This window comes from Ruegeria sp. D1(2025) (genome assembly GCF_056536425.1).
The window spans coordinates 32,512-55,532 of the sequence record NZ_JBQFPO010000005.1 but is presented as its reverse complement, the minus strand read 5'-3'; the positions used below and the strand labels follow the sequence as shown (position 1 = coordinate 55,532).

Genomic DNA, 23,021 nt, shown 5'->3' with positions numbered 1-23,021 from the left:
TTTCCAGTCCGGCAACACGGGGGCCACAGTGACTTCTGACGTCTTTGCGCCATGGGATGACCCACAGGCGAAACCGCTGATCCAGTTTCAGAACGTAACCAAACGTTTTGGGGCCTTTACCGCCATCGACAATCTGTCTCTGGATATCTTCGAGAAGGAGTTCTTTGCTCTGCTCGGGCCGTCCGGATGTGGCAAGACCACCATGATGCGGATGCTGGCGGGGTTCGAAACCCCAACCGAAGGGCACATCATGCTTGGCGGTCAGGACATCGATCCGATCCCGCCCAACAAAAGGGCGGTAAACATGATGTTCCAGTCCTATGCCCTGTTTCCTCACCTGAGCATCTGGGACAACATCGCCTTTGGCCTGCGTCGGGACAACATGCCAAAGCGTGATCTAGAAAACCGGGTCGAAGAAATGTTGCGTCTGACCCGGCTGGAGCAGTTTGCCCGCCGCAAGCCGCATCAGATCTCGGGTGGTCAGCGACAGCGGGTCGCGCTTGCACGCTCGCTGGCAAAAGCGCCCAAACTGTTGCTGCTGGACGAGCCGCTGGGCGCGCTGGACAAGAAACTGCGGCAGGACACGCAGTTCGAACTGATGGATATTCAGGAAAAGACGGGCACAACTTTCGTGATCGTAACACACGACCAGGAAGAGGCCATGACCGTCGCCAGCCGCGTCGCCGTCATGGATCAGGGGCAGCTCAAGCAGGTGGCCACCCCAGACCGGATATACGAGACGCCAAACTCGGTCTACGTGGCGGACTTCATCGGGGATGTGAACATCATCGAGGGCCGGGCGACCGCAAATGGCGAAGAGACGTACAAGATCGACTGGGCCGAAGGGCAGGCACCGCTGACGGCACAGTCAAGAAGCGGATTTTCAAACGGTCAGACCTGTCATCTGGCGATCCGCCCCGAAAAAGTGACAATTTCGGCCGAACGCCCCGCCGACGCGATCAACGCGGTGCAGGGCAAGGTGCATGACATTGCCTATCTGGGCAATCTGTCCACCTATCACGTGGAACTGCCGAACGGCACGATCATCAAGGCGCAAACGGCCAATACGCGCCGCATCTCGCGCCGATCCTTCACATGGGAAGACCCGGTCTGGCTGTCCTGGACAGCGACCGCCGCGGTTCTGCTGGATCGCTGATGCGCCGGGCCCTGCTGATCGCACTTCCCTATGTCTGGCTGCTGGCGCTGTTCATGGTGCCATTCTTCATTGTCCTGAAGATTTCGCTGTCGGACACGGCCCTTGCCATCCCGCCCTATACGCCGACGCTGGACCTGTCCGAAGGGTGGGCCGGCATCAAGGCCTTCTTCAGTGAACTGGATCTGGAGAATTTCGTCTGGCTGACCGAGGATGACCTTTACTGGAAGGCTTACCTGTCCAGCGTCAAAATCGCCCTAATCTCGACTATTCTGACGCTGATCGTGGGCTACCCAATTGCCTACGGCATGGCCCGCGCGCCCGAGGAATGGCGCCCGACGCTGATGATGCTGGTGATCCTGCCGTTCTGGACCTCGTTCCTGATCCGGGTCTACGCCTGGATGGGCATCCTGAGCAACGAAGGCTATCTGAACCAGTTTCTGCTGTGGACCGGGATCATTTCGGCCCCGCTGACCATCCTGAACACTAACACGGCGGTCTATATCGGCATCGTCTATACCTATCTGCCCTTCATGATCCTGCCGGTCTATTCGGCGCTGGAACGGATGGACGGATCGCTGATCGAAGCCGCCGAAGATCTGGGGTGCTCGCGTCTACAGGCGTTCTGGCTGGTGACAATCCCACTGTCGCGGCCCGGCATCATCGCCGGATGCTTCCTTGTGATGATCCCCGTGATTGGTGAGTTCGTGATCCCGTCGCTTCTGGGCGGATCCGGAACGCTGATGATCGGCAAGGTGTTGTGGGAAGAGTTCTTCTCGAACCGCGACTGGCCTGTGGCAAGCGCCGTGGCGGTGGTTCTGCTGCTGATCCTGATCATTCCGATCGTGCTGTTCCAGCGCAATCAGCAGAAACAGACGGAGGCCGAGAAATGAACAGGCTAAGCTGGTTCAACGCGGTTTCCCTGACACTGGGCTTCGCTTTCCTTTACATCCCGATGATCATCCTGATCATCTTCAGCTTCAACGAAAGCAAACTGGTCACGGTCTGGGCCGGGTTCTCGACCAAATGGTATGGGGAACTGGTCCAGAACGAAGCGTTTCTGGACGCGGCCTGGGTCACGATCCGGGTTGCGGTATTCTCATCAACGCTGGCCACCATTCTGGGCACGGCGGCGGCTTATGTGCTGGTGCGCGGCGGGCGGTTCTTTGGCCGTACGCTGTTTTCCGGCATGATCTACGCGCCGCTGGTCATGCCCGAAGTGATTACCGGCCTGTCCCTGCTGCTGCTGTTCATCGGCATCGGTCTGGACCGGGGCATCCTGACCATCGTTCTGGCCCACACAACCTTTTCGATGTGCTTCGTTTCGGTCGTGGTCTCCTCGCGGCTGGTGACGTTCGATCAGTCTCTGGAAGAAGCGGCGCTTGATCTGGGCTGCTCTCCGGCGCAGGCGTTCCGGCTGGTCACGTTGCCGATCATCGCGCCTGCGGTGATCTCCGGCTGGCTGCTGGCTTTCACCCTGTCACTGGACGATCTGGTGATTGCATCCTTCACCTCGGGGCCGTCGGCCACGACCTTGCCGATCAAGATATTCTCGGCCGTCAGGCTGGGCGTCAGCCCTGAGATCAATGCGCTGTCCACGCTCATGATTGCGGCGGTGACGGTCGGGGTAATCACCGCGTCACTGGTGACAAAGCGGGCCATGGTACGGCAACGTCAGGACGAGACGGCGGCGGCGCGCACTGAATGAAGCGCCTGTTTCCTGATTATACCTACGGCCCCGCCCCCCGGCAGGGGTGCTGGTGGGACGAAACCATCGCAGCACCGGACTGGCCCACGTTTCCTGGCGGGTCGCAGGTTGACGTCGCCATCATTGGGGGCGGCTTCACAGGCGTTTCCGCCGCCTTGCACCTGGCCCGGAATGGAGTTTCGGTCGCCGTGCTCGAAGCGGCAACGCCCGGTTGGGGCGCCTCGGGGCGCAATGGCGGGTTCTGCTGTCTGGGGGGATCGAAACTGAGCCACACCGGATTGGCCCGCCGTTTCGGGGAATCCGCAGCCAAGCGTTATGAACAGGCCGAACAGGACGCCGTGGCGCTTGTTGCCGACCTGCTCTCGGCCCACGGCATTGATGCCGATACCCATTCGGGCGGTGAGACACAACTTGCCCATTCAAAACGCGCGATGGATGCACTGCGCAAAAAGGCGGACGCGTCCGGTGTCTTGCACGAGCGGGAAGAATTGTTGCACTTGGGGTTCGGCGGTCCGTTTTACGGCGGTTACACAACTCCGGTTGGTTTTGCCCTGAATCCCCGGAAATACCTGTTCGGTCTGGCAGCAGCCGCCGGATCGTCCGGTGCACAGTTCTTTCAGTCCAGTCCGGTTTCAAGCATAGAAAAGACCCGCGGCGGCTTCGAACTCAAGACACCGAACGGCAACTTGCGTGCGGATAACGTGCTGATCTGCACCAACGGCTATTCCAGTGAAAATATCCCGCCTTGGATGGCGGGCCGGTACATGCCCGCCCAGTCGACGGTTCTTGTCACCCGGCCCATGTCCGAAGCCGAATTGCAGGCGCAGGGCTGGACCACGGATCAGATGTCATACGATAGCCGGAACCTGTTGCACTATTTCCGGCTGATGCCCGACCGGCGGTTTTTGTTCGGAATGCGCGGCGGGTTGCTGTCCTCGGCCCGCGCCGAGGCGGCCATTCGCCGGAAAGTGAAACAGGATTTCAGGCGAATGTTCCCGGGCTGGGCCGGAGTGGACGTAACGCACACATGGTCCGGAATGGTGTGCCTGGCCCGCGATCTGGTTCCATTTGCCGGGGCTGTTCCCGGGCAGACCGGGATGTTCGCCGGCTTTGCCTACCATGGCAACGGGGTCGCCATGGGGACCTATAGCGGCCGCGCCTTGGCCCGGCTTGTCCTGGGACAGCCTGACGATCTTCCGCCGCCAATGACCCGCTTGCCGCGTCGTTTCCCACTAGGGCCCTGGCGGCGTGCCCTGATGCCCCCCGCCTATGCGCTGCTCGCGCTGGACGATCTCTGAGCACGGATCAAAGCGCGGCCAGTTCCAGTTCGAACCCTTTTGCGTAATCCGGTGCGCCATTTTCCTTGCGCCACAGGCAATAGGCCGCCATGCGCCACGTGTACCAGCGGCGCAGGCTCCGGTACCGATCCGTAACCGCTGCGTTTTGGTAGGCTGACAGGAACCGGTCTTCTTCATCCCGCGTCAAAGCTGCTCCGCGATACAGAACCTGCATTGCGGGCGACAGAAACAGGGCAAGGTCTTCGCACGGATCCCCCAAAGCCGGGCATTGCCAGTCGATCAGGGTCAAGCCCGATGATGCAACAAGGATATTGCCCGGAACCGGGTCCCCGTGGATCAGGCAGCGATGGGGCAAAGCAGCGACTTGCCCGACCGGCTTCAAACCCTCAAGCCGGGACCGGTCTGCGGACGTGCAGGCTTCAAGGATTTGCTGGCCATGACGGGCCAGATCGGCGCTGCCGTTGCAACCATCCGGGGCCTCGACCGCCGGAGGCAGGGAATGCAGCCTGTTCAGCAGCGACGCGACCTCTTCCGGCCCGGATTGCCAGGGCGATCCGGGGGCGTGGTCATAAAAAACCCATCGATCCGTTCCGTACAGCCCCGAACCACGCAGGCGCGGTACGAACCCGGTATGCGCCAGCGCTTGCAGACAACCAGCTTCCAGACCCGCGTCATTGCGGAACAGGGGGTTTCGCAGTGCCGTGCGGTATAGTTTGAGCACCCTGTCGTACTCCTCGCCCAGCACCTTCCACACCTGATTGGTGCGACCGCCATAAAGCGTCTCAAACTGTGCATCGGTCGCGATCAGCTTCTGACGGCAGAGGTGATCGACAAGGTCGGTCGGAGGAAGAAGCGGACGGGACAGGGGCTTTACCGGGATTAATAACGAGTCGGGCTTTGCCAACCTTTGGCCTGTACGGCCCGGCAGATCAAGCGCCGGTTCGGATACCGGTGACATCGCCGGCGGGAACCGCCGCACCGCTTTCCAGAATCAAAAGAACCGTTCCTTCCGCGACCTGAGCCTCGACAACGCGCGTGTAGGCCGAGGCCAGCTTGCGCGATATCAACTCGCCGCTTTTGTAGCTTTCCAGTGTAGCGGAATAGCTGCCCGGCGGCAGAGGATTGTCGGACGGATCCACACCGGCCCAGTCCAGTTCGGTTTCGGTGACGGGCAGGGTTTTCCGCTCCAGAACAGCGCCTTCGGCATTTTGGATGACCAGCACGGTTTGGTCTGCAGCCGGCTCCGGTTCGACAAACAGGGTGACAGGCTGGCCATCAAACTGAAACGCCGAAGCAGACCGGACGTCCATTCCGATCCAGTTGGCAAGTTGCTCGGGATTGGCTCCCGTCATCGCCATGGCAAGGCTGGTCAGCAAATCATTGGTCTGGACCTGTTGCTCAACCATTGAAAACTGCGCCAGCTGGGATGCGTATTCGGACGAATCCAGGGGTTCCAAAGGATCCTGATTGCGGGCCTGTGCTGTCAACATCAAAAGGAAGGTTTCAAAATCCGATGTCAGGGCAGATGCCCGGGATTTTACCGCGGTAGGCCGCTGAGTCGTAGACTGCGTGACGGATTGGGCCGGTGTGATCATGCGTCAAAGCCTTATGTCGATGCCCCTTGAAGGGCCTGTTTTTGGAACGGACGGGTCAAGGATCTGGTCGGCCTCGGCCAAACCGGTGTCCGCGCTTGCAGGGCGATGGGCGTCCGACCCGCCATGTCCGGTATCGGGGGATGTGCCGAACTCGAAGGACAGCCCCCCAAAACCGAGTTTCTGAAACTCGCTTTCCAGAATCGAGATATGCCGGCGCATCAGGTCCAGCGTTTCCGGACGCTCAGCGGTGATGCTCATGTGCAACCCGTCCTCGCGTCCGTTCAACACAATCGAGACCCGTCCCAACTCTTCTGGGTTCAGGGCGACCTCAACGGCTCCGGTGCCGGGCCTTGACGAGATGACGGCGGCCATCTGTCCTGCGATGGCACGCGCGATATCTGCGCGGGGCGTGGGCGGTGGACTGCTCATAAGTGATGTTTCGCGCGTCGCGACAGGTGAACGGGTGTCACCCGGCGATTGTGAGATGTCGAGTTCCTGAACCGCTGACTGCTCGGTCTTGGAATCCGATTTGGCTGACGCGAGCAATTGCATCTGAGCAAAGCCCGGTGCAGCTGCCGCGCCGTTGGTACGGGCGGGTGCGGGCCTGAATTCTGAAGCGACCGAACTATCCCCCAGAGGTATCTCCGCAAGGTTGGCACTGACCCCCTGCTGTTTCGGTTCAGACCCGGTAGTGGCAGTCACCACCACGTGCTTGTCTATCAGGGAAGACATAGCCGCTTGGATCGGCGCAGCTTCAGGGTTTGCGGGCATGGGAGAGTATGACGGTTTGCGCCCGACCTGATCAGCCATTTCCACCCTCTGCACGGGGTGACTCAAAGCCTGAGCGGTTTCCGCCCGAGGTTCTAGTGATGCGTTGAAGTCTGTCCCCCCGTCCGGCGGCACGGAAATCCCCGTCCAGTCATCCGGTCCCCCACCAACTTCTGGAGCGTCGGCCGCCAGCACATCCGAAGGTGCCGGGCGAGCGGGCTGTTCCGGCGTCGCTTGCGGTTCGGCCTGTTCCATCGGCAATTGTTTTTTGAGCTCTGGCACCGCGTCCGTCACCTCAGGGGCTTCGGGATCAACCACGGTCTCGGTTGTGTCGATCTCCCCTGCCAGAATGTCCTGGAAGGTCGCCTCCTTTTTGACGTCACCACGCGGGTGCGGGTTCGCGTCCGCTTTAGCGGGCACAGGTTTTGACGGGGCGGACATCAGAATCGGGTTGGGCATTTTGCTCCGGGCTCCGTTTGCGTATCCGGAAACATGCCTTGCGGAAGTTACGTTTATTTTAACCGCTTTCCCCTTTGATCAGGAAAGTTCGATCCAATTTTCGGAGAAAGCCATGAAGATCGCCGCCCCTTCCGCCTCACCTCAGCCGTCTTCACCTCTGACCAGGTTGCAGGCCGCCGCGATCGAGCTCGAGGCCACGTTTCTGGCCGAGATGCTGAAATCAGCCGGGTTGGGCGATACGCGCAAGACCTTTGGTGGCGGCGCAGGAGAAGATCAGTTTTCGACCTTTCTGGTCCAGCATCAGGCAAAGCAACTGGCCCTGTCGGGCGGTGTGGGCCTGTCCGAGATCCTGTTGAAAGCCATGATGGAGAACACCGATGCCGACTGAACGAAACGCTGACCTGCTGAAGTCACTGGAAAGCATCCTGGAGCTTGAGCGCATCGCGCTCACCGAAGGTGATCTGGATCGTGTGGCTTATCTGGAGCCCGAGAAGGAAAAACTGATTAACGCGATCAATGACCTGCAGGTTTTTCGCCGGGATGAACTGATGCGGGTTCAAGGCAAGGTTTCGCGGAATCAGGATCTGCTGAAAAGCGCGGCCGAAGGTATCCGGTCGGTGGCTGACCGCATCGCCGAGCTGCGCCGTGTTCAGCAGGAGTTCAGCACCTATGGGGCAGACGGGCAACGCAGCGGCTTTTCCGTTCGGCGCAGTGCAAAGCTGGAAAAACGGGCATAGCCGCAGGTTTGATTCAAATCGGAATTTTAGCGGCATTTCGCTTTAGCACTCCGTTAGGGGATCGGCACCAATAGTGAGCCTGCATCTGGAAACAGCAGGTGGCGCGAACGACCAAACGGCGCATCGCATCCGTCAGAAAGACATCAAAGCCCGCCCAATTTGGCGGGACAGCATGGGCCCGAAATGCCCGAACGGAGAAGGATGAATGACATGTCCAGTATTCTGACAAACAACGGCGCAATGGTGGCGCTGCAAACCTTGAAGTCGGTCAACAAGAACCTAGCACAGACCCAGAACGCGATCTCGACAGGCAAAGACGTTGCGACTGCCAAGGACAACTCTGCCGTCTGGGCGATTTCCAAGGTGATGGAGTCGGACGTCAAAGGGTTCAACGCCATCAAGGACAGCCTCGCACTGGGTGAATCGACGGTCGCCGTGGCGCGCAATGCGTCCGAGACGGTGACGGGTCTGCTGATCCAAATGAAGGCCAAGATCGTTGCGGCGCAGGAAGACAACGTTGATCGCAGCAAGATCAATGACGACGTGACCGCATTGAAGGACCAGATCGCGTCCGTGGTCAGCGCGGCCCAGTTCAACGGCCTGAATCTGGTGGACGGCTCTGCCGGGTCGGCGTCAATCCTGGCCTCTCTGGATCGCGACAATACCGGTGCGGTAACGGCGTCGTCCATCACGGTTGCAGGCCAGAACCTTTCGACGGGCGGCTATGTGGCGGCGCAGGTGTTCGATGGCTCGACCGGCGCGTCGACCGGCAACGACCGCGTGGGGGCCACAATTGACAATGGCGCCACGTCCGCCACCGCCCTGGTGACGGATGAATCCAGCGGTGCCTTCGCCGCCGGTGACAAGGTTGTCGTCGCGATTGACGATCAGATTGTATCCTACACGGTGTCGGCAGCGGATGCCGCTGCAACCACTACCGGCGATCTGGTCGCCGTAGGTCTGAAAGCAAAGATTGAGGAATTGGGCATTACCGGCCTGACCGTCGATTACGATTCAGGCACGGCGGGGACACTGTCCGTGACCAATGGCACCGGCGAGGATATCTCGTTCTCGGCCCAGTACGTGAACGCCGGATCCGGCGGCCTGGGCGCGCTGGCGGGGATCGATGTCTCCACCGGAGCAGGAGCGACCGCGGCTCTGGCAGCGGTCGAATCGCTGATCGACACTTCGATTGACGCATCTGCGGCATTTGGCTCATCGCAGGGTCGAATAGAAACCCAAAAATCGTTCATTTCGAACCTTGCGGACTCGTTCAAATCGGGGATCGGCTCGCTGGTCGACGCCGACATGGAAGAGACCTCGGCGCGCCTGCAGGCGCTACAGGTACAGCAGCAGTTGGCCACCCAGTCGCTTTCGATCGCCAACCAGGCACCGCAGTCGATCCTGTCGCTGTTCCGGTAATATCCAAACCTTGTCGGGGCGGGCGCGATCCGCCCCGGCAATGACAGCCTGAAGACGACCTGCTGGAAGGATTTCATGTGACCCCTCTCACTCTAGCCCAACGCGCTTATGCTCAAACCGTTGCGCCGACACGGACGCCGCGCGACATGGAATACGAGGCGATTTCCAAGATCACTCACAGGCTGAAGGCCGCATCCGCGCGCCGAAATGCGGATTATGGCGGGTTTGTTCATGCGCTGCACGAAAACCGGCGGTTGTGGTCGGTGCTTGCCAGCGGTGTTTCAGACTCCGAGAACGCGTTGCCCAACGAACTGCGCGCCCGGATATTCTATCTGGCCGAGTTCACGGAACAGCACAGCAGCAAAGTGCTAAGCAGCGACGCAATGGTGGACCCTTTGCTTGAGATCAACATGGCCGTCCTGCGCGGTCTTCGCCAAAACGGAGACCCAAGATGAGCGGGCTGGTTCTGAAGCTTGCCCCAAAGGAACGGGTGCTGATCAACGGGGTGGTGATCGAAAACGGAGACCGGCGCAGCCGGTTCTCGATCATGACGCCGGAGGCAAATGTATTGCGGTTGCGGGACGCCATTCATCCGGACGAGGTCAATACACCTGTCCGACGGGTGTGCTACGCGGCTCAGCTTGTTTTGTCCGGAGATATGGATCCGGATCAGGCCCGCCAACAATTGCTGCGCCGGGTCGAGGAGTTGAGCCAGGTGTTCACCGACGCCGACAGCCGACGGGTTCTGGCCGAGGCAACGCAGGCCCTAGTCGCCGGACAGCACTATAAATGCCTGAAAGCGCTCAGATCTCTGCTGCCGCGGGAAGCGCGGCTGATGGCGTATCAGTGATGAGCTTTCAGCCGGTCATACCATCGGGCGGACTGGTCGGTTGGCGCTTCCTGCAGCGTACCAATGACGCGCAGTTGCAAAGCTTCGGCACGTCCAACGTCAATGACCGCGAGGCCCGGTACTTTCTGGACAACATCGGCAAAGTGAAAGCGGCAGAAGATCTGGTGTCTGACCGCCGCCTGTTACAGGTTGCGCTGGGGGCGTTTGGGCTGGAGAACGACCTGAACAATCGGTTTTTCATTCAGAAGATCCTGTCAGACGGCACCCAGGCCGATGATGCGCTGTCCAATCGCTTGTCCGACAAAAGGTATCGCGCGTTCTCCGAAGCCTTTGGCCTGGGGCCAGGAGAAATCAGAAAAACCGGCCTAATCGCGAACATGGAAGAAATAGCACGCAACAACGTGGTGTCCCGGTTCGAGATTGCGGTGGGCGAAAGCGACGAAACGTTGCGAATCTCGCTTTATGCGCAGCACGCGCTGGCCGATCTGGCGGCAAGCGGCGGAAGCGCGGACACCAAGTGGTTTGATCTGATGAGCCTGCCGCCCCTGCGCAAGATGATGGAAACGGCGCTGGGCCTGCCAGCAAGTTTCGCACAGCTTGATATCGACAAACAGCTTGAGGTTTTCAAAGACAAGTTGTCCCACCTGACCGGTTCTGACGACCTGTCTCAATTCTCAGATCCGGAAGCCGTTGGCCTTTTGACCGACAGGTATCTGGCCCGCAGTCAAATCGCACAAATACAAAGTTCAATTTCTCCGGCGCAAACAGCTTTGGTCCTGTTGGGAGGCGGTTTCTGACGGGATAGCGAGCAGAACTAGAGACCCCACAACCCTAAGATGCCTTCTGAGAGAATGTGTTACGAATTCTTGTCGACTTTTGACGGACATGCCTGTGAAAGGCCGCGAACCGCCTGTCCGGACTTTTGCGCTTCAGCCAGATCCAAGCCGGAATTTGGTTGGTGTCACTCCAGTCTGGCTTCGAAAAAACCGCGTGAAATGGGACTTGTCCGAGTAACCCAGCATCAGACCAATCTCTGCGATTGTCTTTTTGTCGTCCTTCAGGTGTTCCTTTGCTACATCGATGCGCAGTCGTTTGATTTCGCGCGGCAGCGTTGTGCTTTGTTGCTGAAGTGCCTTCAGAAACCGATCCGGCTGTATGCCAAGCAACCCGGCCACCACCTCTGGTCCCAAATCCGTTTCATCCAGTTTGTCGCGCAAGACGGATCGCAATGCGGCCACCACGGTCACTTCTTCCTCTTGTCGCGCCGAGACTTTGGGGGCGACAGAACCCCCTGAAACATGGTGCAAAAACAACCAATCGACGGGAAAACTCAGCTGCATTCCGGGGTCGGCCCCAAGACCAACCTCGATCCCTTTGTAGGCGATCGGCAAGCCATTGATGTATCGGCTTTCCCATCGCACGACAGTTGGATCCCACGAGTTGCCAACAACGGTTTGCAGAAGCCTCACATAGATTGCGGCGCCGAAACCGGTGACTTGGATCGGCGGAACCGCGGGCTCTTGTTGCCGCTCGACCCGATAGGTCGCTTTGTCCGCATCCACGATTAGCCTGTGCCGAACCGAGCTGGATTCCTGCGGCACGAGCCGCACGAAATGGGCGAAAAACTCGAAAAGCGTCTTTGAGGATTGCTGCGCCTGCGCAAAAGGCGGCCAGCCTTGCAGATCGAAGGTTTCGCCGACATGAAGCCCGAGATACCGATCGCCCGCCAATTCCGAAAACGCATTCAGAAGTCCGAAAACCAGCTCGGAATGCACATAGACGGATGGATCGGACAACAATTCGGCCTTGAGGCCCACCTGATCCAGGGCCGGCCGCGGGTCGATCCTGCGGTCGGTGAGGTACCGTAGAAACGGCGCGGCCAATGCCAACCGAATAAAGCCCTCGCTATGGTCCCCTGCGGTAGAATTGACAGGCACGATCGTCCCCTTCGGCTCAAGCGGCAAGTTTAGGCGAGTAGCCACTTTTCTTGCCACATTCGAACATCCTACTGAAAAAGTGGCAACCGGTCCAAGCCCTTTCGGGCTAGTCTAAAAGGATCTGAATATGACGAGGTTTCTCATGTCCGGCTTACAAAACTTCCTTCTTTCAGCGGCCGTTGTCACGGTAACGTTTTCCTCTTCTCTGGCCGCACAGGCGCAAGACGAAAAAGCGCCCCAGACGCTGTTTACCAATGTCCATGTCTTCGACGGTGTGAATGAGCAGCGCATCGAGAATGCCAGCGTTCTGGTCGAGGGAAACCTCATTAAATCCGTTTCGACCGATGCGATCGAGGCACCGGATGCCACCGTTATCGATGGCGGAGGACGGACATTGACCCCCGGCTTTATTGAACTGCATGCACATCTCATGCTGATGGGCCCAACGCTTCCGGCGATGGAGGCCAACACGACGTGGGAAGACTTCGCCATTCACGGCGCCCGGATGGCCGAGATGTACCTGATGCAGGGCTTCACCACTGTCAGGGATGCGGGCGGGGCCAATGGAGGACTTCGCAGGGCAATCGACTCGGGTCAAATCGAGGGCCCCCGTTACTATCCGTCCGGTGCGTTCATCGGAACCCGGGGTGGCCACGCCGACTTTGCCAATTTCACCGCGCCGCCGGGTTCGGAAACCAACATGAGCCGCCTGAACCTGGCGCAGGAGGTCAGCGGAGTTGACGACGTCTACAAATTCGCGCGCAACAATTTTCGCATGGGTGCGACGCAACTGAAATTCATGCAGTCCGGCGGTGTGGTTTCGGCATTCGACCCCTGGCAATTGCTGGCGGGATCCCCTGAAGAGATCAAAGCCGCAGTGCAGGTGGCAACTGAGTATGGCAGCTACGTCATGGCGCATTCCTATCGTAAGGAAGCGATCCTGGGTGCGCTCGACGCAGGTGTGATGTCGATAGAACATGGCTTCTCGTTTGACTGCGAAATTGCCCAGGTCATGAACGAGAAAGGGGCCTACATCACCACGAACCTGACAGCCTTCGATCCCGGCCTGCTGGATATTCCGGCGGTTGCCAATGTGCCCTCCAGCCTTGCCAAGGCGAAATCGGCCTCGGCCACTTTCGCCGGCTACATCGACAACATGAAAAAATGCCCGGTCAAGCGCGGGTTCCAGACAGATTGTGTCGGCTCGGTCGAAGCGTGCAACATCCAGATCGCCTACGAGAAGCACCTCAATAACGAATTCTTCGGTCCCTACACGTCATTGGTGACGCTGACCTCGACCGGTGGCGAGGTTGTGGCGCTGTCGGGCGATTTCATGAACCCGTATACCGCCGGCAAGCTGGGCGTGATCGAAGAAGGCGCCTATGCCGACATTCTGCTGATCGATGGCAACCCGCTCGAGGAATTCTCGGTGGTTGGTACCGGGGATCAGTGGTTCGGTGCTGATCCCAGGCCCGACAGCCCGGAAACCATTCGCGTGATCATGAAAGACGGTGTAATTTACAAAAACACGCTGGATTGACCGCAGAAATCACCCGGAGGTTCTTAATGCGTCACTGGTTTTTCCTCGCTGTCGTCGCAGCCATGTCCTGGTGCGCTCAATCTGCGGTGGCGATGTCAGGCACAGCGCTGGACTGGGCTGATTTGCCCGACCCGTCCGTGCAGGAATTCGAGGACCCGTACCGGGACCTCAGCCCCGAACAATTCGACGACGTTCTGTTTGTTGTGCGGTTGCGCGGCAGGCTGCAGCAGGACAAAGGCAGCGCCGAAGAAAGGCAGAACTGGCAAGAGCTTCTGACCGAGACCGAGGATGCCTTGCTGGCCGGTGGTGTGGATGTCGACTGGCTGCTGGATCAGCGGGAAGTCGTGACTGAACGCCGAAGAAAGGCGGGGACTGCCGGTAACCCGCAATTCGACGGTCAGACAATTACGCTGGCGGGTTTTGCTATTCCCGCACCCAGCGACCCGGACGGCCAGCCCGTGGCCTATTTGGTGCCGGAACGCGGAATGTGCAGCCACATGCCCCCACCTGTGCCCAACCAGATGATCCGGGTGCGGCTGAACGGCGATTGGACGCCCAGCTATGTTCATGAACCTGTGCGACTGACTGGAAAGCTGACAATTGATCCTTCGGATCAGGAACTGATGGTTGTCGATGGACTTGTGCCCATGCGCGCAACGTTCCAGTTGGAGACGGACAGCGTTGAAACTTTGGAAACAGAGGCAGACAGGCTGGAGTGGAAAAAGCAGGCAGCAGATCGTCTCCGCGCGGCGGGTGACCGCAAGACCGGAGGGGCAAGGATTTCCGAATGATAAGGCACCTGATTGCCGCCGTTTTTGTCATCGCGACCGCTGCTGTAGCCAATGCGCAGGGGCTGTCAGGACCTTCATCTGTTGAGGCCGATCTTGAACCCGGGGACGGGCTGACCGACCCGCAATACCGTTCGGATTTTCCGCGCAACATCGCGCCGGGTTGGTTCAATTGGAAAGATCGGCTGGCCGAGAACGGGGTTCGGTTCAACCTGGATTATCTGGCGTTGGGCCAAACCTCGAATGCAGACTTGGGAACCGGCGAGGCGGCCAGCGGCATCGCGCGCTTTTACGGAAACTGGCAAGCGACCGAGCGTGGCTCTCTGACATTCAAGATCGAGCACCGGCACAGCTATACGGATGTTGCGCCGCAGTTGCTTGGACTGGACGGCGGCGCCCTGTCGATCACCGGGACGGCTTTCAACGACACCGGGCTGCTGTTGACCAATCTGTTCTGGACGCAAAGGGCCGACGACGGGGCGTGGACATTACAGATTGGTCAGATCGATGTGACCGACTTCGTTGATATCTACGGTCTGGTCAGCCCCTATAGCGGGTTTCAGAACCTGGCATTCAACACCAATCCAACCATCAATGCCCCCAATCCTGGGCTTGGTATTGCCGGGGGCCTCAAGCTCAACAGCAACCTTTATTTGGTCGCCAGTGTCGCCGATGCCAATGCCGACCCGTCCGACCCGGATTTTGATGTTTTCAGCGATGGCAATCTCTTCAAATCGCTCGAACTTGGTTACACATCCGGCTTCGACCGCATCTATTTTGACAATGTCCATCTTACCCTCTGGCACGCGGATGCCGCCGACGACGGCAGCCGCCCCGAAGACTATGGCGGTGCGTTCTCCGCCGCTTGGTTTGTGGACAACAAATGGATGCCGTTCCTGCGTGCCGGGGCCGCGAAAGGGACGGCCGCGCTGTACAAGCGGTCGGTCTCGGCCGGCGTGGGATATTATGGCCGAAACACCGATCTGGCCGGGTTGGGCCTGAACTGGGCCGAAGCCCGCGGCATCGACGGAGACCAGTTCACAGTCGAGGCGTTTTATCGCTTTTCGATTTCGCCCGGCCTGCAAATCACGCCATCGGTGCAGTTCATTTCCAATCCGCTGCTGAACCCAAATCAGGATAGTATCACATTGTTCAGCCTGCGAACCCGGATCGTTTTCTGAGGCTCGCCCGACGTCCTGAACAACAAATAACAAGGGAGATTCCGTAATGAAGACCCTGTTGGCCGCAAGCGCCCTGGCAATAATCTTTGGTGGCGCGTTGCTTGCCAGTGAAGAAAGCAAGACATGGGACGCGTCAGATGAAGCCAGGCAGTTCGTGAAGGACACAATCGTTCTGGGCATGCTGGCCAGCCCCTATGGCACCGGCTGGACCGAGTACGAACAGCTGCACACATATTTCGAACGCGCACGGGACAATGGCATCACAGGTCATGAGATGACACTGGCCGCAGCGGACATGTCCTTCGAAACCCTTTTGGAACAGCATTATCACTTCCGCGCCGCCATGACGCAGCAGCCTGAAAAATACCTTGTCGTAAATGAAACCCGGGATATCGAAGCCGCCCACCTACAAGGCAAAACCGCCGTCATTTGGAACAGCCAGACCGCCACAATCCTGAATGGTGACCTTAGGAAGATGGCATTGCTAAAGGACATGGGCATCAAGAGCATGATCCTGGCCTACAACGATATTTTCCGAACGGGTTCGGGACAATTAGCAGCCTACAACGGACGTGACATCGGCCTTACGCCCTGGGGCAAATCCGTCATCGATGAAATGGTGCGGTTCGGCATCCTGCTGGACCTCAGCCATACTGGTTCCAAGACCGCCAACGACGCCATGAACTATATGGACGAGAATTACCCCGGCGTGCCTTATGTCTACACACATTCTGTGCCTGCGGGGCTTTACAAGAACGAACCCAACGCAACCGCGCGCGGATGTTATCGCGCCATTCCCGACGACGAGGCGCTGCGGGCCGCCAAGTCAGGCGGCTATATCTCGCCCACGTTTACGGAATGGATGATGGACGGCATCTGGCCCGAGAATATCTCGCCCAAACAGGCTGCCGACATGATCGATTATTACGTCCAGCTTGTGGGTGTCGACCATGTCGGGATCGCAACGGATGACATGTTCTCGACCGAACTTGTCGTGCAGTTCGCAACTGCAAATGCAAGCATGTACGATGATGGCGGATACATGATCGACGCCTTCAACAAAGGAGCCACCGGCAACGGTGAACTCGCCAAGATCCTGGCGGCCATCACGGATGATCTTTGGGCGCGCGGCTATTCCAACGAGGATCTCGAAAAGATCTATGGCGGCAACAAGATGAGGGTCTACGCGCAGGTCTGGGAAGGCAAGCCGCCCGAACAGTTTCTGAAAGAATACCCCGAGCGTCTGCGTTTGCGACAAGAGCTTCGTGACGGGTTCTATTCACGTTAGACCAACAACAAACACCCGCGATGAACGCAAAGTGGCGTTGTCGCGTCTTTATTTGAAAAGACGCCAGAACATCAGGGCTGAAGTATGGTGGGTGATGAGAGACTCGAACTCCCGACATCTTCGGTGTAAACGAAGCGCTCTACCAACTGAGCTAATCACCCGTGACGGTGCATGTAGCCAAGCCTGCGCGCGGGCGCAAGAGGGTCCGGAACAAATTCTTGCGCCAAAGGACAGGAACGGACCGGATCAGATCAGCGATTTCGTCAGACCACTGGCCCACAAATTCCTTCGCCGCAGGGAAAGGCGCTTGCGTGTTCCCTGCTGCCTCCGATATTCCCGAAAGGACTGAAACCACAGGAATGCGCATGATCCTGACCCGCGCCTGCCGTTTTCTCATTGCGGCCCTGGTCCTTGGCACCCTGACGCTGGCTCCGGTGCGGGCCACGGCCGAGGGTGTTCTCGTCTTTGCGGCGGCCAGCCTCAAGACGGCGCTGGATGAAATCGTCCCTGCTTTCGAAGACCGGACCGGGCATCAGGTGACGGTGTCTTATGCCGCATCCTCAGTTCTGGCGCGGCAAATTCAGCAGGGCGCACCGGCGGATCTTTTCATCTCGGCCAATCATGACTGGATGGATCAGTTGCAGGACATGGGGCTGATTGCGCCCGATTCCCGTATCGATCTTCTGGGCAACGGTCTTGTGCTGATAGGCCCTTCCCGTAAGGCACCCGCGCAAGACCTGTCCGCTGATTTCGATCTGATGACCGCGCTGGACGGCGGGTATCTGGCCACGGCGCTGGTCGATGCCGTCCCTGCGGGTGTCTATGCCAAGGCCGCGTTGCAAAGCCTCGGCCTGTGGGACGATGTGCAGGAACAGGTTGCACAGACCGACAACGTGCGCGCCGCACTTGCGCTGGTCGCAAGCGGCGCAGCCCCGCTGGGGATCGTCTATCGATCCGATGCGCAGGCCGAAACCCGGGTCAGCGTCGTCGCCGCGATACCGGGTGACCTGCACCCCCCAATCGTTTATCCCGCCGCCCTGACCGCAACCGCCAATCCGGCAGGTCGGGCCTTTCTCGAACACTTGCAATCTACGCCATCTCAGGGCGTTTTTGCCGCGCAGGGTTTTTCCCTGCCGAACGGGTAAAGCCGATGGGCTGGTTGGGACCAGAAGAGCTTGAGGCGCTGAAACTGTCCCTGCGGGTGTCGTTCTGGGCCACACTGGCCACGCTGCCGTTTGGCATTTTTGTGGCCTACGCCTTGGCACGCTGGCGGTTTCCGGGGCGGCAAGTGCTGAACGGGCTGGTGCATCTGCCCCTGATCCTGCCACCTGTCGTGACCGGATATCTGTTGTTGCTGACCTTCGGCATTCAGGGGCCACTAGGCAGCTTCCTGGCCGAGTTCGGCATCGTGTTTGCCTTTCGCTGGACCGGCGCGGCGCTGGCCGCCGGCATCATGGCCTTTCCCCTGATGGTTCGCGCCATCCGATTGTCGATTGAGGCGGTGGACCCCAAACTGGAACAGGCAGGTGCGACCTTGGGGGCCTCACGGCCCATGGTGTTTGCCACCGTGACCTTGCCGATGATCCTTCCGGGCGTCATCGCCGGGGCAATTCTGGCCTTTGCCAAGGCAATGGGCGAGTTTGGGGCCACCATAACATTCGTGTCCAACATCCCCGGCCAGACACAGACCCTGCCATCCGCAGTCTACGCCTTTCTGCAGGTTCCCGGCGGGGAGGCCGCCGCAACCCGGCTGGTCATCGTGTCCATCATCATTGCCATGGGCGCGCTGCTCCTGTCCGAATATGTCGGCCGCCGCGCGGCGGAACGGGTGGCCGGGTCATGAGCCTTTCTGTCCGCTTGCAACAGGAACTGCCGGGGATCGATCTGGACCTCAGCTTTGACGCACCGCCCGGTGTGACCGTCCTGTTCGGGCGATCGGGTTCCGGCAAGACCACCGTTGTGAATGCGGTGGCCGGTCTGCTGCGCCCCCGGGCGGGGCGGGTGGTCGTGGATGACTGGGTTCTGTTCGACACGGATCAGGGACTGTGGCTGCCACCTCACCGGCGGCGTCTTGGCTATATCTTTCAGGAAGGCCGACTGTTTCCGCATCTGACCGTCCGCCAGAATTTGGCTTACGGCCGCTGGTTTGCGCCCCGCAGGGCGCACCGTGAAGATCCCGGCAAAGTGATCGAAATGCTGGGCGTCGGTCATCTGCTAGATCGCCGCCCCTCGGGCCTGTCGGGTGGCGAAAAGCAGCGTGTTGCCATCGGCAGGGCGCTATTGGCCAGCCCCCGCCTGATACTGGCCGACGAACCGCTCGCCGCGCTGGATGAAGCCCGTAAGGCGGAAATCCTGCCCTACTTCGAGCGGCTGCGGGACGAAGTATCGGTGCCTATCCTCTATGTCACGCATTCCGCCGCCGAGGTGGCCCGGTTGGCGACCTCGGTTGTGGCCTTGCAGGACGGCAAGGTCGTGCGGCACGGTCCCGCCTCGGACGTGCTGGCAGACCCTTCTGTTGCACCTGCCGGTGTGCGCGCGGTCGGCGCGGTGCTGCGGGTTCGGGTCCACGATCACCACGCCGACGGGCTGAGCGAACTGGACGCGGGCGGTGCACGCCTGTTCCTGCCTCGCATCCCGCACCGGGTCGGGGAAAACCTGCGCATTCGCATCCCGGCGCAGGAAGTCATCCTGTCAGACCGAAAACCCGAAGGTCTGTCGGCCCTGAACGTCCTGGAAGGCACGGTCGATACGATCCGCGCCGGTGACGGTCCGGGGGCAATCGTATCGGTGCAAACCCCCGCGGGCCCGGTTCTGGCCCGCGTCACACGCCGGTCGGTGTCGGCCCTGGGCCTGGCCCCGGGACGCACCTGTTACGCCGTAATCAAAACCGTGGCTCTGGCACCTCAGGATGTCGGCGGCCGGGTGAACACAAGCTGATCCGTCCGGAGCGGCATTCCGGATACGAACCGCGGGCATTCCCCGACCAAGTCACAGAAAACAAGGTGTTGAACCTGCCTGCGTGCCCTCCTATCGTGCCCACTCAGAAAAACCAGTCAGGAACAGGCCATGACCGACCAAATTGCACATCCCATGTCCCCGCAGGATTGCCTCGTGGCGATTATGGTTGCGGTCTCGGCCTCGGACGAAAACATTCGCACTGCCGAATTGGTCAAGATAGAAACCGCCGTCAACATGCTGCCGGTCTTTGCCGATTACGACATCGACCGTACCCGCCGGGTGTCACAGATCGTGTTTGACCTGTTCGAACAGGAAGACGGCCTGGACGCCCTGTTTGGCCTGATCCGGGAAAACCTGCCCGAGCGGCTGAACGAAACCGCCTACGCGCTGGCCTGCGACGTTGCAGCCGCCGATGGCACCCTTGCGGAAACCGAACTGCGCCTGCTCGAGGAAATCCGGTACGAACTGGACGTTGACCGTCTGCACGCCGCCGCAATCGAGCGGGGGGCCCGCGCCCGCCACACCGTCTGAGTTCAACTGCCGTAAAGTGACCCCCAGCGCTCGATCAGCGTGCGCTGCAGCTTGCGCGAGCGCCTGTTCCAGTTGCGCGCACCCTCGGGGCGTTCGCGCAGCGCACGTGGAATTGTGGCGCGCCGGTCCACGTCGGCGGTAAAGATGGCAAAGGCCAGATCGGTTCCGTCAACCGTGGTCAAAAACCCGCCCAGGCCGGAAACGAAATTCAGCGTACCGGTTTTGGCGGCTACCTTGACGGGGTGATCCCGCACGGCGCGTCCTTTGCTGTCGGTCAGGGTGAAGGGCTTCAACAACGGGCGCAGCACATTTGTCTTGCGCGCCGCCACCAGTGCCTTGACCAGATCGCCGGGCGCCATGCGCGAGGCATCGCCCAGACCCGAATGATCCACCATGGCGATCCGCTCGACACCATAGGTTTCAGCCGCCCATCGGTTCATCTCGGACGCGGACTCGGCCAGGGTCTGCGGCCGCGCGCCCCGCGCCCGTGAGGCCGCCAACCCGACCATCTCGGCCGTCAGGTTGGTCGAATATTTCAGCATTCCCTGCAGGATGCTCTCCAGCGGGTCACTCTGGTGCACCACCAGAATCGTGCCCTCAGGCATCTGCCGTGTGACCTGAACCCGGCCCAGAACGATGCCGTTGACCCGCGCCAGTGTGCGGAACACATCGCCCGCATATAGCGCCGGCTTTCGAACGGGCAGCCACCGCGCGCCGCCATTGCCCAACGCCGCCTTGGCAACAGTCCACCGGTCCTGCCGCGCACTGGGCTGGTAGGTGTAAATCGGCAAACTGCGGGCTTCGACCTGCATCGTCGCCATGTCGACGGCCGGGTTATACCGTGCACTGCGCGCATCCATGGCCACATCATAGCCCTTGCCGTCGCGCTTCCATTCGAAATGAACCCGGTTGAAATTCAGCGATATGCCACTGATCGCCGGGCTGTAGCCCAGATGATCCGGCTGGCCTGGGTCGATGCTGTTCACGTAGGGCAGCGCGCCATCATACACTTTGAACGCGCCGCGCACCTCGGTGATCCCGGCCTCGCGCAGATTGGCCGCCATACTGGCCAGCGCATCCGTATCCAGCAGCGGATCGCCGCCGCCGACAAGGATCAGGTCGCCCTTCAGAATACCGTTCTCGACCGGTCCGTCTGCCATCAATCTGGTTTCAAACCGATGCTCTGGCCCCAGTACATCCAGCGCATACAATGCCGTCAGCGCCTTGGCCACGCTGGCTGGCGGCAATCCGTCCTGCGCGCCATATCCTTCCAGCTGCGCCCCGGTTTCCGCATCGGCGACGGCAAAGACGACCTCACCCTGCAGTCCGGCTGCGCGGATAACACGTTCGACACCGTTCAGCTCCGGCCCGCGCATCTGTGGGCGCAGTGACACCAGCGGCGCCCCAGCCAGCCCCGTAGCAGGGATCAGCGCGGCCCCAAGCCCGCCAAGAATGAATCGACGCGAATAACGATCAACCATAGGTCAATTAAAATCCCAGAGTTTTCGCCCAAACAACCGCTCGCACTGGATTATGTGGCCATGGGGGCTATTCCGGCAACACCTGATTTGCCCATTCACCGCGCCCGCGTATTTCGGTCGAGCTGACATCGACCATCGGCACATTCACGAAACACCAGGCCGGGGCGCTGGCCCGCCCCAGCAAATGCCGCGCCTGCCCATCAATCCTATATCTTGCGTAAGCCCGCGCTGCCGGAGACATCCGCGCCGAAATCCGGTCGCCGGGCCGCGCGACCACACCCACAGGCACACTGTCCATGATCTTCCGCCAGTCTTTCCAGCGGTGGAACTGAGCCAGATTATCCGCACCCATCAGCCAGACAAACCTGGCCTGCGGATAGAGCCTCCGCAACGCCGCCAGAGTATCCGCCGTCGCCCGCGTTCCTGTCAGCGCCTCGATATCCGTGACCTTAACCCTTGGGTGCCGCATGACCGCCCTTGCCGCCCGAACCCGCTGTTTCAGCGGCGCGGGGCCACGCTCTTTCAGCGGATTGCCCGGCGAAACCAGCCACCACACCCGATCCAGCCCGAACGCCTTCATCGCCTCAAGCGTCACATGCACATGGCCCTGGTGCGGCGGATCAAAGGATCCACCAAACAGCCCCACGACCTGCCCGGGCCGCGCAAAAGGGATCGAATACCGCTTCATTCTTTGCTGATGTTCAAATTCGGTCGGGCTTGTCAATCAACTGGTTGCACCGCGTCGCCCAGGCGGACCTGCCCGGATCGCACCACTTCGGCACACCAGCCGCCATGTCCGCGCACGGCTGAGTAGCCACCTTTGCCCAGCGCCTCCTCCATTCGGCTGCAGGGCGCACAAATCACGGTGAACCGCAAAATGGCCTCACCCACCTGCACCTCGCGCCCCTTGAGCGCGGCCAAATTGATCCCCGAAACCACCAGATTGCGTCGGAGGGTTTCTGGCAAAACAGGCCCCTGCCCCAGATACGCACCGATTGCCGCCAGATGTTCCTGCTGGATCAGCGTCACTGCGCGTTTACCTGCACGGCCCCGATCGCCCTCGGCTCCGGCCTCGGATACCAGAACCTGTTTCACAGGGATCATCGCGGCCCGCCTGTCCGGCCGCAACCCGATCCATTCAACGTGCCCCGGCTGCGCCCATCCAGCTATCAAACCTGCCAGTTCCGACAAAACACTCTCCCATTCGATCATGGCCACAATACCCGTCGCGATCCGTGAACGAAATTCACGAAACCACCAGCTTGCCCCGCCCGTCCCGCTTGGATATCTAGCGTTCCAACCCAATTTCCCGACCCAGAGGACGCGA

General features: G+C 60.1%; 25 protein-coding genes and 1 tRNA gene. 18 read left to right on the top strand and 8 right to left on the bottom strand.

Going from position 1 to position 23,021, the window contains the following annotated elements:
• The first annotated feature begins 28 nt into the window (after positions 1-28).
• From ACR1XU_RS13340 to ACR1XU_RS13325, 4 genes are read left to right on the top strand one after another with little or no spacing between them, the layout of a single operon-like run.
• Positions 29-1,156, top strand: coding sequence for an ABC transporter ATP-binding protein (locus tag ACR1XU_RS13340; RefSeq protein WP_170614188.1), 1,128 nt, complete (start codon positions 29-31; stop codon positions 1,154-1,156).
• Positions 1,156-2,046, top strand: a complete 891-nt coding sequence (locus ACR1XU_RS13335) for an ABC transporter permease subunit (RefSeq protein ID WP_480904337.1) — start codon at positions 1,156-1,158, stop codon at positions 2,044-2,046. Before ACR1XU_RS13340 ends, ACR1XU_RS13335 begins: the two co-directional genes overlap by 1 nt.
• Positions 2,043-2,861, top strand: coding sequence for an ABC transporter permease (locus ACR1XU_RS13330; protein WP_170614186.1), 819 nt, complete (start codon positions 2,043-2,045; stop codon positions 2,859-2,861). The genes ACR1XU_RS13335 and ACR1XU_RS13330 overlap by 4 nt, the downstream gene beginning before the upstream one ends.
• Positions 2,858-4,159, top strand: coding sequence for an NAD(P)/FAD-dependent oxidoreductase (locus ACR1XU_RS13325; RefSeq protein ID WP_480904334.1), 1,302 nt, complete (start codon positions 2,858-2,860; stop codon positions 4,157-4,159). Before ACR1XU_RS13330 ends, ACR1XU_RS13325 begins: the two co-directional genes overlap by 4 nt.
• 7 nt (positions 4,160-4,166) lie before the next feature.
• On the opposite strand, the gene ACR1XU_RS13320 is transcribed toward ACR1XU_RS13325, so the two are convergent.
• Genes ACR1XU_RS13320 through ACR1XU_RS13310 form a run of 3 tightly spaced genes read right to left on the bottom strand, consistent with a single transcriptional unit; the run spans position 4,167 to position 6,981 of the window.
• Complete coding sequence (locus ACR1XU_RS13320) at positions 4,167-5,117, bottom strand: phosphotransferase family protein (protein WP_480904331.1); 951 nt, start codon at positions 5,115-5,117, stop codon at positions 4,167-4,169.
• Entirely contained in the window at positions 5,089-5,754 is a 666-nt protein-coding gene (locus ACR1XU_RS13315; protein ID WP_480904328.1) for a flagellar hook capping FlgD N-terminal domain-containing protein, read from the bottom strand. The genes ACR1XU_RS13320 and ACR1XU_RS13315 overlap by 29 nt, the downstream gene beginning before the upstream one ends.
• A gap of 3 nt (positions 5,755-5,757) precedes the next feature.
• On the bottom strand, positions 5,758-6,981 hold the full coding sequence (locus tag ACR1XU_RS13310; RefSeq protein ID WP_480904325.1) for a flagellar hook-length control protein FliK: 1,224 nt from the start codon (positions 6,979-6,981) through the stop codon (positions 5,758-5,760).
• Positions 6,982-7,093: 112 nt separating this feature from the next.
• Between ACR1XU_RS13310 and ACR1XU_RS13305 the strand changes: the two genes are divergently transcribed.
• The 6 genes from ACR1XU_RS13305 to ACR1XU_RS13280 all read left to right on the top strand — a co-directional run bounded on the left by ACR1XU_RS13305 (position 7,094) and on the right by ACR1XU_RS13280 (position 10,787).
• Positions 7,094-7,369 carry a rod-binding protein gene (locus ACR1XU_RS13305; RefSeq protein ID WP_480713879.1) on the top strand — a complete coding sequence of 92 codons (276 nt, stop codon included), beginning with the start codon at positions 7,094-7,096 and terminating at the stop codon, positions 7,367-7,369.
• Entirely contained in the window at positions 7,359-7,718 is a 360-nt protein-coding gene (locus tag ACR1XU_RS13300; protein WP_170679329.1) for a flagellar biosynthesis protein FlgN, read from the top strand. The genes ACR1XU_RS13305 and ACR1XU_RS13300 overlap by 11 nt, the downstream gene beginning before the upstream one ends.
• A 210-nt stretch (positions 7,719-7,928) precedes the next feature.
• Positions 7,929-9,140, top strand: a complete 1,212-nt coding sequence (locus ACR1XU_RS13295; RefSeq protein WP_480904321.1) for a flagellin N-terminal helical domain-containing protein — start codon at positions 7,929-7,931, stop codon at positions 9,138-9,140.
• 77 nt (positions 9,141-9,217) lie between these two features.
• Positions 9,218-9,595 (top strand): flagellar biosynthesis regulator FlaF, encoded by a 378-nt coding sequence (gene flaF / locus ACR1XU_RS13290; RefSeq protein ID WP_480904318.1) that lies wholly within the window; start codon positions 9,218-9,220, stop codon positions 9,593-9,595.
• On the top strand, positions 9,592-9,990 hold the full coding sequence (gene flbT, locus ACR1XU_RS13285) for a flagellar biosynthesis repressor FlbT (protein ID WP_170614178.1): 399 nt from the start codon (positions 9,592-9,594) through the stop codon (positions 9,988-9,990). The genes flaF and flbT overlap by 4 nt, the downstream gene beginning before the upstream one ends.
• A complete protein-coding gene (locus ACR1XU_RS13280; RefSeq protein WP_480904315.1) occupies positions 9,990-10,787 on the top strand; it encodes a DUF1217 domain-containing protein in 798 nt (265 codons plus the stop codon). Before flbT ends, ACR1XU_RS13280 begins: the two co-directional genes overlap by 1 nt.
• Positions 10,788-10,919: 132 nt before the next feature.
• Here the strand turns inward: ACR1XU_RS13280 and ACR1XU_RS13275 are convergent, their stop codons facing one another.
• Entirely contained in the window at positions 10,920-11,927 is a 1,008-nt protein-coding gene (locus tag ACR1XU_RS13275) for a helix-turn-helix domain-containing protein (protein WP_480904313.1), read from the bottom strand.
• Positions 11,928-12,054: 127 nt separating this feature from the next.
• Between ACR1XU_RS13275 and ACR1XU_RS13270 the strand changes: the two genes are divergently transcribed.
• Genes ACR1XU_RS13270 through ACR1XU_RS13255 form a run of 4 tightly spaced genes read left to right on the top strand, consistent with a single transcriptional unit; the run spans position 12,055 to position 16,724 of the window.
• Positions 12,055-13,467 (top strand): amidohydrolase family protein, encoded by a 1,413-nt coding sequence (locus ACR1XU_RS13270; protein WP_480904311.1) that lies wholly within the window; start codon positions 12,055-12,057, stop codon positions 13,465-13,467.
• Positions 13,468-13,493: 26 nt separating this feature from the next.
• A complete protein-coding gene (locus tag ACR1XU_RS13265) occupies positions 13,494-14,258 on the top strand; it encodes a DUF3299 domain-containing protein (protein ID WP_480812951.1) in 765 nt (254 codons plus the stop codon).
• The gene (locus ACR1XU_RS13260; protein WP_480904308.1) at positions 14,255-15,436 is read left to right on the top strand and encodes a carbohydrate porin; all 1,182 of its coding nucleotides are present in this window, start codon (positions 14,255-14,257) and stop codon (positions 15,434-15,436) included. The genes ACR1XU_RS13265 and ACR1XU_RS13260 overlap by 4 nt, the downstream gene beginning before the upstream one ends.
• A gap of 46 nt (positions 15,437-15,482) precedes the next feature.
• A complete protein-coding gene (locus ACR1XU_RS13255; RefSeq protein WP_480904305.1) occupies positions 15,483-16,724 on the top strand; it encodes a dipeptidase in 1,242 nt (413 codons plus the stop codon).
• An 85-nt stretch (positions 16,725-16,809) separates the two neighbouring features.
• Here ACR1XU_RS13255 and ACR1XU_RS13250 read toward each other — a convergent pair.
• A tRNA-Val gene (locus tag ACR1XU_RS13250) sits at positions 16,810-16,885 on the bottom strand.
• A 204-nt stretch (positions 16,886-17,089) separates the two neighbouring features.
• On the opposite strand from ACR1XU_RS13250, the gene modA reads away from it, so the two are divergent.
• The 4 genes from modA to ACR1XU_RS13230 all read left to right on the top strand — a co-directional run bounded on the left by modA (position 17,090) and on the right by ACR1XU_RS13230 (position 20,213).
• Positions 17,090-17,869: a molybdate ABC transporter substrate-binding protein gene (modA, locus tag ACR1XU_RS13245; protein WP_480904302.1), complete on the top strand. Its 780-nt coding sequence runs from the start codon at positions 17,090-17,092 to the stop codon at positions 17,867-17,869.
• Positions 17,870-17,874: 5 nt separating this feature from the next.
• Entirely contained in the window at positions 17,875-18,567 is a 693-nt protein-coding gene (gene modB / locus ACR1XU_RS13240; RefSeq protein WP_170614171.1) for a molybdate ABC transporter permease subunit, read from the top strand.
• Positions 18,564-19,661, top strand: a complete 1,098-nt coding sequence (gene modC / locus ACR1XU_RS13235) for a molybdenum ABC transporter ATP-binding protein (protein WP_480904299.1) — start codon at positions 18,564-18,566, stop codon at positions 19,659-19,661. The genes modB and modC overlap by 4 nt, the downstream gene beginning before the upstream one ends.
• 129 nt (positions 19,662-19,790) lie before the next feature.
• Positions 19,791-20,213 (top strand): tellurite resistance TerB family protein, encoded by a 423-nt coding sequence (locus ACR1XU_RS13230; protein ID WP_170614169.1) that lies wholly within the window; start codon positions 19,791-19,793, stop codon positions 20,211-20,213.
• 2 nt (positions 20,214-20,215) lie between these two features.
• Here ACR1XU_RS13230 and dacB read toward each other — a convergent pair whose 3' ends face one another.
• The 3 genes from dacB to ACR1XU_RS13215 all read right to left on the bottom strand — a co-directional run bounded on the left by dacB (position 20,216) and on the right by ACR1XU_RS13215 (position 22,906).
• Positions 20,216-21,694, bottom strand: a complete 1,479-nt coding sequence (gene dacB, locus ACR1XU_RS13225; protein ID WP_480904297.1) for a D-alanyl-D-alanine carboxypeptidase/D-alanyl-D-alanine endopeptidase — start codon at positions 21,692-21,694, stop codon at positions 20,216-20,218.
• Between the two features lie 67 nt (positions 21,695-21,761).
• Positions 21,762-22,382, bottom strand: a complete 621-nt coding sequence (locus ACR1XU_RS13220; protein WP_480904294.1) for a nicotinate-nucleotide adenylyltransferase — start codon at positions 22,380-22,382, stop codon at positions 21,762-21,764.
• Positions 22,383-22,414: 32 nt separating this feature from the next.
• Entirely contained in the window at positions 22,415-22,906 is a 492-nt protein-coding gene (locus ACR1XU_RS13215; protein WP_170824871.1) for an MOSC domain-containing protein, read from the bottom strand.
• Between the last annotated feature and the right edge of the window lie 115 nt (positions 22,907-23,021).